Annotated in this window: 14 protein-coding genes; 8 read left to right on the top strand and 6 right to left on the bottom strand. The window is 72.7% G+C overall.

Features of this window, described 5'->3' with window-relative positions:
• The first annotated feature begins 14 nt into the window (after nucleotides 1–14).
• The gene (locus OHS58_RS19215) at nucleotides 15–761 is read left to right on the top strand and encodes a GAF and ANTAR domain-containing protein (protein ID WP_326948428.1); all 747 of its coding nucleotides are present in this window, start codon (nucleotides 15–17) and stop codon (nucleotides 759–761) included.
• Between the two features lie 355 nt (nucleotides 762–1116).
• Complete coding sequence (locus OHS58_RS19210) at nucleotides 1117–1773, top strand: phosphoribosyltransferase (RefSeq protein WP_326948429.1); 657 nt, start codon at nucleotides 1117–1119, stop codon at nucleotides 1771–1773.
• A 354-nt stretch (nucleotides 1774–2127) separates the two neighbouring features.
• On the opposite strand, the gene OHS58_RS19205 is transcribed toward OHS58_RS19210, so the two are convergent.
• On the bottom strand, nucleotides 2128–2772 hold the full coding sequence (locus OHS58_RS19205; RefSeq protein ID WP_326948430.1) for a hypothetical protein: 645 nt from the start codon (nucleotides 2770–2772) through the stop codon (nucleotides 2128–2130).
• 18 nt (nucleotides 2773–2790) lie between these two features.
• On the opposite strand from OHS58_RS19205, the gene OHS58_RS19200 reads away from it, so the two are divergent.
• Entirely contained in the window at nucleotides 2791–2967 is a 177-nt protein-coding gene (locus OHS58_RS19200; RefSeq protein ID WP_328649286.1) for a hypothetical protein, read from the top strand.
• A 4-nt stretch (nucleotides 2968–2971) separates the two neighbouring features.
• On the opposite strand, the gene OHS58_RS19195 is transcribed toward OHS58_RS19200, so the two are convergent.
• The 4 genes from OHS58_RS19195 to OHS58_RS19180 all read right to left on the bottom strand — a co-directional run bounded on the left by OHS58_RS19195 (nucleotide 2972) and on the right by OHS58_RS19180 (nucleotide 5297).
• Entirely contained in the window at nucleotides 2972–3112 is a 141-nt protein-coding gene (locus tag OHS58_RS19195; protein WP_326948432.1) for a hypothetical protein, read from the bottom strand.
• Nucleotides 3109–3609 carry a GNAT family N-acetyltransferase gene (locus tag OHS58_RS19190; protein ID WP_326954259.1) on the bottom strand — a complete coding sequence of 167 codons (501 nt, stop codon included), beginning with the start codon at nucleotides 3607–3609 and terminating at the stop codon, nucleotides 3109–3111. Before OHS58_RS19190 ends, OHS58_RS19195 begins: the two co-directional genes overlap by 4 nt.
• 135 nt (nucleotides 3610–3744) lie before the next feature.
• Nucleotides 3745–4587: a slipin family protein gene (locus OHS58_RS19185; protein WP_328649285.1), complete on the bottom strand. Its 843-nt coding sequence runs from the start codon at nucleotides 4585–4587 to the stop codon at nucleotides 3745–3747.
• A 35-nt stretch (nucleotides 4588–4622) separates the two neighbouring features.
• Entirely contained in the window at nucleotides 4623–5297 is a 675-nt protein-coding gene (locus OHS58_RS19180; protein ID WP_326948435.1) for a BON domain-containing protein, read from the bottom strand.
• Nucleotides 5298–5388: 91 nt separating this feature from the next.
• Here OHS58_RS19180 and OHS58_RS19175 point away from each other — a divergent pair, with 91 nt between their 5' ends.
• Nucleotides 5389–6069, top strand: coding sequence for a response regulator transcription factor (locus tag OHS58_RS19175; RefSeq protein ID WP_326948436.1), 681 nt, complete (start codon nucleotides 5389–5391; stop codon nucleotides 6067–6069).
• Here OHS58_RS19175 and OHS58_RS19170 read toward each other — a convergent pair.
• Nucleotides 6029–6928, bottom strand: a complete 900-nt coding sequence (locus tag OHS58_RS19170) for a hypothetical protein (RefSeq protein WP_328649284.1) — start codon at nucleotides 6926–6928, stop codon at nucleotides 6029–6031. The two genes, OHS58_RS19175 and OHS58_RS19170, sit on opposite strands and share 41 nt — an antisense overlap.
• A 166-nt stretch (nucleotides 6929–7094) precedes the next feature.
• Between OHS58_RS19170 and OHS58_RS19165 the strand changes: the two genes are divergently transcribed.
• From OHS58_RS19165 to OHS58_RS19150, 4 genes are all read left to right on the top strand, one after another.
• Nucleotides 7095–8693, top strand: a complete 1599-nt coding sequence (locus OHS58_RS19165) for a GAF domain-containing sensor histidine kinase (protein WP_328649283.1) — start codon at nucleotides 7095–7097, stop codon at nucleotides 8691–8693.
• Nucleotides 8694–8840: 147 nt separating this feature from the next.
• Nucleotides 8841–9239: an STAS domain-containing protein gene (locus tag OHS58_RS19160; RefSeq protein WP_326948439.1), complete on the top strand. Its 399-nt coding sequence runs from the start codon at nucleotides 8841–8843 to the stop codon at nucleotides 9237–9239.
• Nucleotides 9240–9377: 138 nt separating this feature from the next.
• Nucleotides 9378–10742 carry an NAD-dependent succinate-semialdehyde dehydrogenase gene (locus tag OHS58_RS19155; protein ID WP_328649282.1) on the top strand — a complete coding sequence of 455 codons (1365 nt, stop codon included), beginning with the start codon at nucleotides 9378–9380 and terminating at the stop codon, nucleotides 10740–10742.
• Between the two features lie 132 nt (nucleotides 10743–10874).
• Entirely contained in the window at nucleotides 10875–13103 is a 2229-nt protein-coding gene (locus OHS58_RS19150; protein WP_328649281.1) for a glycoside hydrolase family 3 N-terminal domain-containing protein, read from the top strand.
• Nucleotides 13104–13197: the final 94 nt, after the last annotated feature.

Genomic DNA, 13197 nt, shown 5'->3' with positions numbered 1-13197 from the left:
AGGAGATGGTGGAGATGCCCGACCGTGAACGGCAGGTGATCCGGGCGTTCGTCGCGCTGGCCGACACGCTGGTCGACGACTACGACGTCGCGGATCTGCTGCACACGATGGTGGTGGAATGCGTGGAGCTGCTCGACATCACGGCCGCGGGGCTGACGCTCGTGGACGAGCGCGGTGGCCTGCAGGTGCTCGCGTCGTCCACCGAGCAGGCGCGCCTGCTCGAACTGTTCCAGCTCAACATCGACGAAGGACCGTGCGTCGACTGCTTCACCGGCAGCGCACCGGTGCTGGTGGCCGACATCGCCGCGCAGGCGGCACGCTGGCCGCGGTTCGCGGCAGAGGCGGCCCGGGAGGGCTTCGCGTCCGTGCACGCGCTGCCCCTGCGGCTGCGCAAGCAGACGATCGGGGCGCTGAACCTCTTCGGGCCCCGGCCGGGCGAGCTGTCGGCGGACGACGTGGCGCTGGCGCAGGGGATGGCCGACACCGCGACCATCGGCATCCTGCACGAACGCGCCCTGCGCCAGGGCGAGATCCTGTCCGAGCAGCTGCAGACCGCGTTGAACAGCCGGGTGATCATCGAACAGGCGAAAGGGGTGCTCGCCATCAGCGGGCAGCTGAGCATGGACGCGGCGTTCGCGGCCCTGCGCGGTTACGCCCGCCGCAACAACCGCCGGCTCAGCGACGTCGCCCGGGCTTTGGCCGACCACGACCTCGACCCGCGGCTCGTGCTGGCCCCGGCGAAGGCGGATCATCGTCGCTGATCGGCTCCTCGTCACCGGGCGGCGGCGACGGCGGTTCGAGGAACAGGCCGCCGTACCGCTCGTCCTGGGGTTTGACGAGCGCGCCCGGCCGGACGGGCTCGTCGGGGCTGTGACTGTCCATTGTGGAACCTTCCGGGCCGGTTCACCGGCCGGGGCTGGGAGCCGAGGACGGCACGGGCTCGACCACTCGCGCACGAGGTGCTCTCGGACGCCACCCACGCTACACGGCACCGCCGGTCCTCGCCCCGCGTCGCGGTCCGCCGGGTGCCGAACGCGGCGCGCCCCGGTGACCAACGGCCCTCGTGCGCCGGGGCCCGCCGGGTGATGCTGGGACCAGCCTTCGACGGGAGTGGCCATGCGGTTCCGTGATCGCCGGGAAGCCGGCGAGCGACTGGCCCTGCGGCTGCGCCCGCTGCGCGGGCACCCGGCCGTGGTCCTCGGCCTGTCCGCGGGCGGGCTGGTGGTCGGCGGCGAGATCGCCGACGTCCTCGGCGTGCCCCTGGACATCCTGCTGACGCGCCGGATCGAGTACGACGGCCCGCCGGCGACCACGCTCGGCGCGGTCGGCGAGGGCGGCCTGCTCGTCTCGGACCACGAGGCCATCAAACGGTTCGACGTCACCGCCGACGAGCTGACCCGCCTGGCCGGCGGCGCGCGGTCCGAGCTGGCCCGGCAGGTCGCCGTCTACCGCCACACCGTGGCCCCGGCCCCGATCGCCGGCCGCACGGTCGTCCTCGCCGACGACGGCGCCGCCACCGGCACGACCGCCCACACGGCGATCCGCGTCCTGCGCGCCCGCCAGGCCGGCCGCATCGTGCTGGCCGTCCCGGTCGCCCCGGCCCGCGTCCTCGACCGGCTCGCCCGCGAGGTGGACCAGGTGGTCTGCCTCCGGACGCCGACGTGGGTGCACGCGGTGCGCAACAGCTACCGGAAGTTCGGCGCGGTGGCCGAGACGGAGGCGCTGGAGCTGCTGCACCGCGAACCGCGGCTGCCGACGGAAGTCCCACGCTGAGTCCACAAGGGACAGTCAGCCCGGGAGGCGTACCGCGAGCCGTGTCTGCCGAACGAGGTTCCGCGACAAGTCCACCGGTCAGCCCGGGAGGCGTACCGCGATCTCGTCGCCCAGACCAGCCCGCCCAGCCCGGTTCGGTGAGGAGGCCGAGTCGGAGGCGTTGGAGTTGGAGTTGCTGCATCGTGAGCCACGGCTGCCGAACAAGGTTCAGCGGTAAGTCCACAAGGGATGATCAGCTCGGCCGGCGCATGGCGATCTCTCTCGCCCAGCACGACGCGGAGCCGAGGCAGAGGTGTTGGAGTGCTGCGCCGTGAGCCCCTTCTGCCGAAAGAGATTCCGCGACAAGTCCATCGGTCAGCCCGGGAGGCGGACCGCGATCTCGTCGCCCAGTTCGGCGCCGTCGTCGAGTTCCAGGTGGTCGCCGCTCCAGAAGCGGCCCGGGTCGTACCAGTTGGGGCGGCGGCCCTTGGGCAGCAGGCCCATCGCCTCGTACGTGACCGCGACGATCTCCGCGCAGTACCCCGACTCGAGGTCGACCTCCCGCGGCTCCCGGCCCTCCCGCTTCCAGGACGGCACCCGGCCGCCCAGCCAGCGGGACGCGAGGCGCGCGGTCGAGGGGAACGGCGTGCCGTCGAGGCGGGCGACCGTGCGCAGGGCCGCGTCCTCCATCTCCGCGGTGACCGGGTGGACGAGCTGGCGCAGCCAGACCCGCTGGTGGTACTTCTCCGCCCACACCTGCACCGCCCGGCTCAGGTCGTGCAGCTGGGCACCCCGCTGGTGCGTGCCCGACCAGACGTCGGGCAGCGACCGGCCCAGCTCCGCGTGCCACATCAGCGGCGGCAGGTCCTCGATCACCACGGCCATGCCGACGTGGTTGACCGGGCTGTTGGTGACCACGCGGATGGTGCGGTCGGCCGCCGACCGGCCGCGGAACAACCACAGGTCGCCGGTGCGTGTCACGGCTACTGCTTCGTCGAGATCCAGCTCGGTGCCCGGCACGGGCAGTAGCCTAGGCCGATGCGCTGGTGGAAGACAGTGGGCCTGGCCGGGCTCGTCGGAGTGGCCGCGACCGGAGTGGTCGTCGCCCGGCAGGAGCGCCGGCGGCGCGCCTACACCCCGGACGAGATCCGCGAACGACTGCACGCACGCCTCGACGGCCCTGATGCCACTCCGGAGGCCCCCAAGACCGACTGACGGGCTACGCGTCGGCCGGCTCCTCCTTGGCGGGGATCCGGCCGCCTTCGACTTCCCAGCGCTGCACGGCCGCGACGTCGGACGGTGACGTCTCGGCGGTGTCGTCGTCGCGGTGCGCCGCGGCCACCGGCGGGCCCGGCTTCACGCCGGGGCTCCCGGCCGTGAAGCGTCGGCGCCGGGCCGGCACGGGATGCCCAGGGCCGCGAAGACGCCGAGCAGCTTCGCGTTCTCCGCGCCGACGTCGACGACGAGGGCGCGGACGCCTTCGTGCTCCGCCGCGACGACGAGCTGTTCGAGCAGCAGGGTCGCCACGCCGAGCGCCCGCGCGCCGCCGTCGACGACCAGGACGACCGCCGCCTCGGCGGAGTCGGCCAGGATGTCGTAGCGGGCGACGCCGGCCAGCCGTGAGTGCAGGAAGCAGCCCATCGCGGTGTGCCCGACCCCGGCGTTGCGGGACAGCTGCGCCGCGAGGTCGGTCAGCCCGGTCTCGCCGAGGCCGAAGAACCGGAGGTGCCGGTCGCGGTCGGCGAGCCGGGCCCGCAGCGCGAGGACGGCCGCGGTGTCGGCGGCTTCCAGCTTGCGCACCCAGGCGATCTCGCCGTCGGGGAGCAGGGCGCGCGCCGGTGGGGTCGCGGTGGTCATGTCGTCTCCTCTCGGGCCGGCCCGAGGTACCGCTCGGCTTCCCGGCCCTGTGTGCGGATCGGTCGGAATGGCCCGGGTCCACAGTGTCCTGTCCTTTTCGCACAGAACACTGCGGAGTCCGGGGGCCGGCCGCGATCAGTTCCCGTCGGCCCGTGCGCCGTTCACGGCGGCCGGGGGCGGCACGATCGCGGCGGTGACGGCCGGGTTCGGCCGGCTCGCGGCGGCGGTTTCGCGGGCCAGGAAGGCCCCGAGCTCACCGATGGTGCTCATCAGCGGAGCGGGGAAGACGACGGTCGTGTTCTTGTCCACGCCGATCTCCACCAGGCTCTGCAGGTTGCGCAGCTGCAGCGCGAGCGGGTGCGCCATCATCGTGTCCGACGCCTCGCCGAGGGCCGCCGCGGCCTGGGACTCGCCTTCGGCGCTGATGATCTTGGCGCGCTTCTCGCGTTCCGCTTCGGCCTGCCGGGCCATGGCCCGCTTCATCGTGTCCGGCAGCTGGATGTCCTTCAGCTCCACCAAAGTCACCTCCACGCCCCAGTCGAGCGTGGTGACGTCGAGGATGCTCCGGATGTCGACGTTGATGCTGTCGGTCTCGGACAGGGTCTCGTCCAGCGTGTGCCGGCCGACGACCTTCCGCAGCGTCGTCTGGGCGATCTGGTCGATCGCGGCGTAGACGTTCTCGATCGCGACGACGGACTTCACCGCGTCCCGCACCCGGAAGTAGGCGACGGCGGACACGTCCACGCTCACGTTGTCCCGCGTGATGATGCCCTGGGACTGGATCGGCATGGTGATGATCCGCAACGGCACGCGACGCAGGACGTCGATGACCGGGATGATCAGCCGCAGCCCCGGTTCGCGCACGCCCAGCACCCGGCCGAGCCGGAACAGGACGCCCTGTTCGTACTGCTTGACGATCCGCACCGAGGAGGCCAGCAGTATCAGCACGACGATGACGACGATGACGAGAACGTTCATGGTGCTCCAGAGTCGACTGCTGCGCGGCGGGTGGTTCAGCCCGAGAGCTTCACCTGGTTGTCGACCGACGTGACGCCGGGGGCGAACCAGGCGGTCTGCTCGGCCGACCGGCGTTCGGCGGGGGTGAGCACCTCGCCGGTCAGGGTGACCTGGCCGTCGTCGATGCCGACCTCGACGTGCTGCGCGAAGCCCGGCGCGTGCCGGGCCAGCGCCGCGGTGATCTTCAGCTTGATGTCGGCCGGCGAGATCGACGTCGACGCCTTCAGGGTGATCAGGTTCCGCACCCCGCTGATGCCGGGGAGCGAGGAGACCGCGCGGCGGGCGGCTTCGCGCTGGTACTGCCAGTCGACCGAGCCGCGCAGGGTGATGACCTGGTCGCGCACCTCGACCTGCACCGAGTCCTTCGGCACGACGACGGTGCGGCGGTCGAACACGATCATGGCCTCCCGGGCGAGGTCCGCGTCCTCCGGGATGTCCGTGCCGTGGCGCACCAGGATCTTGTCCGCGGTCGTGGTCACGCCGTGGACGCGGGTGGCCGCGCGCAGGGCCTCTTCCTTCTCCGGGTACGTGCCGACGTGTCCCGAGAGGGTCGCGACGCCGTCGGTGACGGCCACGCCGATCTCTTCGGCGTTGACGCTGGGGGTCCAGGCGAGCTCATCGGTCACCGCGGTCTTGAGCTGGTGATCAGGCCTGTGCTGGATCTGTGTCATAGCTCCAGCGTTTCCCCCGCGCGGCGCGCGGCCTAGAGTCGCGGGACCCTTTCTTCCGGGGTCGTTCGGCGCGCGGGCGTAGCCTGGGGCGGTGGATGACCGCACTCGGCACGACCGGCCCGTCATCACCGTCTTCCTGGTCGACGACCACGAGCTCGTGCGGCGCGGCGTCGCCGAGCTCGTCGACGACGAACCGGACCTCACCGTCGTCGGGCAGGCCTCTTCCGTCGCCGAAGCACTGGCCAGGATCCCCGCGCTGCGCCCGGACGTGGCGGTGCTCGACGTCCGGCTGCCCGACGGCAACGGCGTCGAGCTCTGCCGGGACCTGCGCACGGCGCTGCCCGGCCTGCGGTGCCTGATGCTGACTTCCTTCACCGACGCGGATTCCATGGTCGACGCGGTCCTCGCCGGGGCCGAGGGGTACGTGATCAAGGACGTGAAGGGGCTGCAGCTGGTCGACGCCATCCGCCGGGTCGGGTCGGGCGAGACGCTGCTGGACGGCCGGGCGGTCGCCGCGCTCGTCGCCGAACTGCGGGCCACGACCGGGAAACCGGGCCCGCTGGCCGGGTTGAGCGAGCAGGAGCTCGTCCTGCTGGACCTGCTCGGGGAGAGCCTGACCAACCGGCAGATCGCCGAGCGGATGTTCCTGGCGGAGAAGACCGTCAAGAACTACGTGTCCCGGCTGCTGGCGAAACTGGGGCTGGAGCGGCGGTCCCAGGCCGCGGTGCTCGTCACCGGGCTCCACGGCGGGCAGCGCCGTCCGGGCGGCTAGCGGCGAACGGGTGCTCGTCGCTGATCACGACGTCTTCGAGCAGCGCCTGCGCGGACACCGGCACGGCGGTGCCGTGGCCGAGGCGCAGCATGATCTGGGGCCAGAGCCCGCCGCCGATCAGCTGCCGCAGTTCGCGCCGGGTCGCCGGCGCCGCCATCGGCTGGGAGGAGAGCGACGCCGAGATCCCGGCGGCGGTGGCCGTCAGCAGCACCCGCTGCATGGCCTGGCCGGCCTGCAGCCGGGCGAGCGCGGTGTCGTGCAGCGAGCCGATGACCACGACCAGCCGCTCGGGTTCGACGTCGAGGTCCGTCCCGCTGCCGGGCCCGGGGGTCGCCGGCGGGAGTTCCGAGCGGCGCATGATCTCGCGCAGCTGCGGCACCTGGTCGGCGGTGACGGTGGCCAGCCACGCGCGTTCCATCTCGGCGCCGCGGCGCAGCTGCCGCTGCACCGATGACGGCACGACGGCGGCGGTGAACGGACGGCGGTTGCTGTGCCGGTCGGCGATGGCCGTCACGAGCTCCTCGTCGTGCGGGGAGATCGTCTCGTACCCGTGCGGCCGCACGATGGCGAGCAGCTCGGGCCGGCCGGCGGTGGGGAACAGCCGCACGTCGGCGTGGCTGCCCTGCGCCTTGATCGCCAGCCGGAGGTTCAGCAGGGCCGCGCCGCAGTCCAGGAGCCGTTCACGCTGGTCGCTGTCGTTGCCGGTGAGCGGGTTCGCGTACAGCTCGATGGAGTCCGGGGTGCACTGGAACCGCCAGGGCCGGGAGTTCCGCAGCGGCGGGGGAGCCGTCGCCGAGAGCAGGACGGATCGCACCTGGCTGGCGCTGAGGTGCCCGACGGGCATGACACCGGTCTTCATGGACGGCTCCGAACTGTGGGTACCCGGGATGACGCTTCCCGCACACCGTCCGCCACGGCCGGGGGCGGGCCAAGTGCCGAACGGCCTCCGGCGGCCGGGCGAAGGTCGTCGGTTGCGGTTCGGCCGGATCCCGTCGCGGTCCCGGTGACTGTGCGAGGGTGGGGGCATGCCCGAACGAAGTGTGTCGGGCCGGGACCGGATGGCCGCGCTGCCGGCGGCCGTCCTCGCGTTCTCCGCCGGGCTGGAGCTCGAGACCACGCTGCGCCGGATCGTGGCGGCCGCGGCCGGGCTGGTCGACGCCCGCTACGGCGCCCTCGCCCTGCTCGACGAGGACGGCCGGACGACCGGGTTCGCCGTCACCGGCGTCGACGACGCCACCCGCGACCGGATCGGCCCGCCGCCCGCCGGCCACGGCCTGCTCGGCGCGCTCGTGGCGGGCCGGGATCCGGTGCGCCGGGCCGACCTCGGCGCCGCCGGGTTCCCGCCGGGGCACCCGGCGATGCGGACCTTCCTCGGCGTCCCCCTCCTCGTCCGCGGCGAGGTGCTCGGCCGGCTGTACCTGAGCGGCGAGCGGCCGTTCACCGCCGACGACGAACGGGCGATCGTGGCGCTCGCGGCGGCGGCCGGGATCGCCGTCGACAACGCGCGGCTCCACGAGCAGACCCGCAGCCGGCAGCGGTGGCTGGAGGCCACCGGGGAGATCGCCGCCGAGCTGCTGGGCGGCACCGACGTCCACGAGGTGCTGCGCCTGATCGCGAGCCGGGCGGTCGAGCTCACCGGCGCCGACGACGCGCTCATCGCGCTGCCCGCCGACGTCGGCGGCGCCCTGGTCGTCACGGTGTGCGCCGGCCCGGACGCCGACGCCCTGACCGGCCGCCGGATCCCGCTCGACGGGTCGACGTCCGGCGCGGTGCTGGCCGACCACGTGCCACGCAGCGTGCCGAGCCTGGCGTTCGACCTGGCCGACGGCCTGGGCGTCGACCTCGGGCCGGCGCTGGCGGTGCGGCTGCGGTCGGGGGAGTCCACCGCCGGGGTGCTCCTGGCGATCCGCGCGCCCGGGGCGGCGACGTTCGACGAGCACGAGCTCCAGATCGTCTCCGCCTTCGCCGACCAGGCCGCCCTCGCCCTGCGCGACGCCGAGAGCCAGGCCGCCCGCCGCGAGCTCGACGTCGTCGTCGACCGCGACCGGATCGCCCGCGACCTGCACGACCAGGTCATCCAGCGGCTGTTCGCGGTCGGCCTCGGCATCGAGGGCACCCGCCGCCGCACGGACTCGCCCGCGGTCGTCGTCCGGCTCACCCAGCACATCGACCAGCTCCAGGACGTCATCGAGGAGATCCGCGGCGCGATCTTCGACCTGCACGCCGAACCGGGCGCCGTGCGGGGCCTGCGGGCGCGGCTGCAGGACGCGATCACCGACACGACGGCCGACTCCGCGATCCGCACCACCGTGCGGTTGTCGGGCGCGTTCGACCGGGTGCCCGCGGCCTTGGCCGAGCACGCGGAGGCCGTCGTCCGTGAGGCTGTCAGCAACGTCCTGCGGCACGCGCGCGCCGCCGAGCTGACGATCACCGTGTCCCTGGACGGCGACCTGGTCGTCGAGGTCTCGGACACCGGCATCGGGATGCCGGAAGCCGTGGCGCGCAGCGGGTTGCGCAACCTCGGGCAGCGCGCGGCGGAAGCGGGCGGGTCCTTCCGGGTGGAGCGCCCGGCCGAGGGCGGCACCCGGGTCGTGTGGGCGGTGCCGCTGCCCGGGCGTTCGTGATGCTTGAAGTTCACCCGATCCGGGTACATCCCGGATGTCCACGGTTCAGCCGAGTAGCCGTTGTCCCATTCGCCGGTGCCCCGCACCGGCCTCGCGGCGACGGCTCGGTCCGCGGAGTCGCCGTCCGCCACGGAGGTGACAGCCATCATGCGCGATCCCCTGGACCGCTTCCACCGCAGCACTTCGACGCTCACCGTGACCACCACCTACGACTCGACGGTCGTGGCCGCCACCGGTGATCTCGACGGCGGTGTCGCCGAGCACCTGCTCGGCCGCCTCGCCGACGAGGTCGCCCTGCGGCCGCAGGCGCTGGTCATCGACCTGAGCCGGGTGGCCTTCTGCTCGGCCCGCGTCCTGCGCGTGCTGCTCACGACCTCGGCCGACGCGCACGCGGCCGGCATCCCGTGCGTGCTCGTCAGCGACCAGCGCGCGGTCCTGCGCCCGATCGCCGTGCTCGGGCTGGACCACCTCCTGCAGGTGCAGCACAGCCTCGCCGCCGCCCGGGAGTGGCTGGCGGTGCTGGGCACCGCCGACGTCACCGGGTAGCGCCGGTCAGGCCGCCGGGTACTGCCGTTCGCGGAGCAGGTGCGCGAGGTGGATGCCACGCCGGGTGACCGGCGTTTCCCGTGCTCCTCGCGCGGGTACGCGGAAGCGGACGATCTTTCGACGAGCGAGGAGTGCACTGTGGCCATCGCGACGGTCAACCCGGCGACGGGCGAGCGGGTCCGGGAGTTCGACGCGCTCACCGAGGAGCAGCTGGACGGCAAGCTGGCACTCGCCGCGGAGGCCTTCCGCGCCTACCGGAAGACGTCGTTCGGCGATCGCGCCGCGCTGCTGCGCCGGGCCGCGGACATCCTCGAGGCCGAGGCGGACGAGCTGGGCCGCCTCGCGACGCTCGAGATGGGGAAGACCCACGCCGCCGCCGTCGCCGAGGTGCAGAAGTCGGCGAAGGGCTGTCGCTGGTACGCCGACCACGGCGCGGAGATGCTCGCCGACGAAGCCTGGCCGGTCGAGGGCGCGAAGGTCTTCACCCGGTACGAGCCGCTCGGGCCGGTGCTCGCCGTGATGCCGTGGAACTTCCCGTACTGGCAAGTCTTCCGGTTCGCCGCGCCGGCGCTGATGGCGGGCAACGTGGGCCTGCTCAAGCACGCGTCGAACGTCCCGCAGTGCGCGTTGGCGATCGAAGACGTCCTGCGCCGCGCCGGTTTCCCCGAGGGCGTGTTCCAGACGCTGCTCGTGCCGTCCTCGGCGATCGAGGCCGTGATCGGCGACGAGCGCGTCCGCGCGGTGACGCTGACCGGCAGCGAGCCGGCGGGCCGTGAGGTCGGGGCCGCCGCGGGCCGCAACGTCAAGGCGAGCGTGCTCGAACTGGGCGGTGCCGACGCCTTCATCGTGATGCCCTCGGCGGACCTGGACAAAGCCGTCGAAGCCGGCGTCGGCTCGCGGACGCTGAACAACGGCCAGTCCTGCGTCAACGCCAAGCGGTTCATCGTCCACGAGGACGTCGCCGAGGAGTTCACCCGGAAGTTCACCGAGAAGATGGCGGCGCTGACGGTCGGCGACCCGATGAAGGACGACACCGACCTCGGCCCGCTGTCCTCGGCCGACGCCGTCGAGACGATCCACCAGCAGGTGAGCGACACCGTCCAGGCCGGCGCCCGGCTGCTCACCGGCGGGAAACCCCTGGACGGCCCGGGCCACTACTACCCGCCGACCGTGCTGGCCGACATCCCGGACGGCTCGCCGGGCCACCACGAGGAGTTCTTCGGCCCGGTGGCGCTGATCTGGCGGGTCCGCGACGTCGACGACGCCATCCGCGTCGCCAACGACTCGCCGTTCGGCCTCGGCGGCAGCGCGTGGACGGCGGACCCGGGGGAGCAGGAGCGGTTCGTGACCGAGGTCGAGACCGGGATGATGTACCTCAACGAGTTCACCCAGTCCACGCCGGAAGTCCCGTTCGGCGGCGCCAAGAACTCCGGGTACGGCCGCGAATTGGCGTCGTTCGGGCCGCGGACGTTCGTCAACGCCAAGACGGTCTGGATCGCCTGACCCGCGGTCGCGGCGACCGGCCGAATTGACGCGCCCGGGCGGGCGGGAACGTGTCTATCCTGATTGGCCGGTTTCGCTCGCGAAAGGGTCCCCGCCATGGAACAGACCGATCGTCCGACCACGACAGACGGAGTGAACCGGCGTAGCCTGCTCGCCGGGGTCGGCGGCCTCCTCGCCGCCAGTGGTGTCGCGTCGAGCAGCCTGCTCGCGCCACCCGCCGCCGCCGATCCCGTCGCCGCCAAGCCGGAGCGCAACGACCGTGTCGAGGGTCTGCTCAAGAAGATGACCCTCGCCGAGAAGCTCGGCCAGCTGCAGCTGCTCGGCAACGAGACCGACGCGCGCACGGCGCTGGCGACCGGTCAGCTCGGCGGCGTCTTCTCGGTGGTCGGCGCGGCGAAGCTCAACGCGTTGCAGCACCTCGCCGTCGAGCAGACGCGGCTGCGCATCCCGCTGATCTTCGGCCTGGACGTCATCCACGGGTACACCACCAACTTCCCGATCCCGCTGGCCCAGGGGTCGAGCTTCGACCCCGCCGTGGCGGGCGCGGACGCGTCGGTGTCGGCGAAGGAGGCCCGGCGCAGCGGCATCCACTGGACGTACGCGCCGATGATGGACGTCACGCACGAGCCGCGCTGGGGCCGCATCGCCGAGGGGTACGGCGAAGACCCTTACCTGGCCACGAAACTCGCCGTCTCGAAGGTCCGCGGCTACCAGGGTGACGACTATTCGTCGCCGGACCGCCTCGCCGCCTGCGCCAAGCACTTCGTCGCCTACGGCGGGGCCGAAGGCGGGCGCGACTACAACACCGTCGACGTCTCGCTGCAGCGGCTGCACAACTTCTACCTCCCGCCGTTCAAGGCGTCCGTCGAAGCCGGTGTGGCGACAGTGATGGCCAGTTTCAACACCATCAGCGGTGTCCCCGCGCACGGCAACGGTTACGTCCTGCACGACGTCCTCAAGGGCGCCTACGGTTTCCGCGGGTTCGTCGTCAGCGACTACACCGGCGTCCAGGAGCTGATCCTGCACGGGCTCGCCGGTGACGGCGCCGACGCCGCGGCGGCCGCGCTGCCGGCCGGTGTCGACATGGAGATGGTCAGCACGAACTACGTGCAGTACGGCCAGCAACTGCTGGCGCAGCGGCGGATCACGCGCGACCAGATCGATGACGCCGTCCGCCGGATCCTGCTGGTCAAGGTCCAGCTGGGGCTGTTCGAACGGCCGTACGCCGACGAAGCCGTCGAGGTCAAGGCGCCGTCGCCGGCCGCGCTCGCGGCGTCGCGTCAAGCGGCCGGGCGGTGCATGGTGCTGCTCAAGAACGACGGCCCGGTACTCCCGCTGGCGAAGACCGCCGGCTCGGTCGCCGTCGTCGGCCCGCTGGGCAACGCGACCTACGACCTCAACGGGACCTGGTCGGGCCTCGGCACCGGCGCGGCCACGACACCGCCGGTGACCGTGGTCGACGGGATCAAGGCCGCGGCACCCGGGGCGGCGGTGACGTTCACCGCCGGCTGCGCCGTCGAAGGGACCGACACCAGCGGGTTCGCCGCCGCGCAACAGGCGGCCCGCGCGGCCGACGTCACCGTCGTGGTGGTCGGCGAGACGGCCGCGATGAGCGGTGAGGCGGCGGCGCGCAGCAACATCGACCTGCCGGGCGTCCAGCAGCAGCTGGTGGCCGCGATCAAGGACACCGGGAAGCCGTTCGTGGTGGTGCTGGTCAACGGCCGGCCGCTGACGATCCCGTACCTGCACGACAACGCGCCCGCCATCCTCGAGGCGTGGGCGCCGGGCGTGCAGGGCGGCAACGCGGTCGCGGACGTCCTGTTCGGCACCGTGAACCCGGGCGGCAAGCTGCCGGTGAGCTTCCCGCGCGCGGTCGGGCAGATCCCGATCTACTACAACCACGAGAACACCGGCCGTCCGGCCGACCCGGCGAACAAGTACACGTCCAAGTACCTCGACCTGGAGTCCGGCCCGCTCTACGAGTTCGGTTTCGGCCTGTCGTACACGACGTTCCGCGTCGATGGCCTGCGCCTGTCGGACACCCGGCTGCCGGCTCGCGGCGGCCGGATCCAGGTGAGCGCCAAGGTGACCAACACGGGCGGCCGCGCCGGCGACGAGGTCGTCCAGCTGTACGTGCGCGACCCGGTCGCCTCGATCGTCCAGCCGGTCCGCCGGCTGCGCGGCTTCCAGCGGGTGACCCTGGCCGCGGGCGCGTCGACGACGGTCTCGTTCACCCTCACCCCCGAAGACGTCGGCTTCTACGACAACGCGGCCAAGTTCCGGGTGGAGCCGGGCAAGATCGAGGTCTACGTAGGCACCAGCTCGGCCGCCACCCTGACGTCGAGCTTCACGGTGGTGTGACCCGTAACTCGCGTGACTGGGCACGTAACTCGCGTGATGGGGGCCGGAACTCACGAGTTCCGGCCCCCATCACGTCGGATCCGGTACTGATCAC

Source organism: Amycolatopsis sp. NBC_00348, from assembly GCF_036114655.1.
Lineage (GTDB): Bacteria > Actinomycetota > Actinomycetes > Mycobacteriales > Pseudonocardiaceae > Amycolatopsis.
Note: the sequence above shows the minus strand (reverse complement) of the source record. Positions and strands in the feature narration are given on the sequence as shown.

Coding starts and splice junctions, on each gene's coding strand:
- OHS58_RS19215 (WP_326948428.1), top strand. CDS start 15: ATGCCCGACCGTGAACGGCAGGTGATCCGGGCGTTCGTCGCGCTGGCC.
- OHS58_RS19210 (WP_326948429.1), top strand. CDS start 1,117: ATGCGGTTCCGTGATCGCCGGGAAGCCGGCGAGCGACTGGCCCTGCGG.
- OHS58_RS19200 (WP_328649286.1), top strand. CDS start 2,791: ATGCGCTGGTGGAAGACAGTGGGCCTGGCCGGGCTCGTCGGAGTGGCC.
- OHS58_RS19190 (WP_326954259.1), bottom strand. CDS start 3,609: ATGACCACCGCGACCCCACCGGCGCGCGCCCTGCTCCCCGACGGCGAG.
- OHS58_RS19185 (WP_328649285.1), bottom strand. CDS start 4,587: ATGAACGTTCTCGTCATCGTCGTCATCGTCGTGCTGATACTGCTGGCC.
- OHS58_RS19180 (WP_326948435.1), bottom strand. CDS start 5,297: ATGACACAGATCCAGCACAGGCCTGATCACCAGCTCAAGACCGCGGTG.
- OHS58_RS19170 (WP_328649284.1), bottom strand. CDS start 6,928: ATGAAGACCGGTGTCATGCCCGTCGGGCACCTCAGCGCCAGCCAGGTG.
- OHS58_RS19165 (WP_328649283.1), top strand. CDS start 7,095: ATGCCCGAACGAAGTGTGTCGGGCCGGGACCGGATGGCCGCGCTGCCG.
- OHS58_RS19160 (WP_326948439.1), top strand. CDS start 8,841: ATGCGCGATCCCCTGGACCGCTTCCACCGCAGCACTTCGACGCTCACC.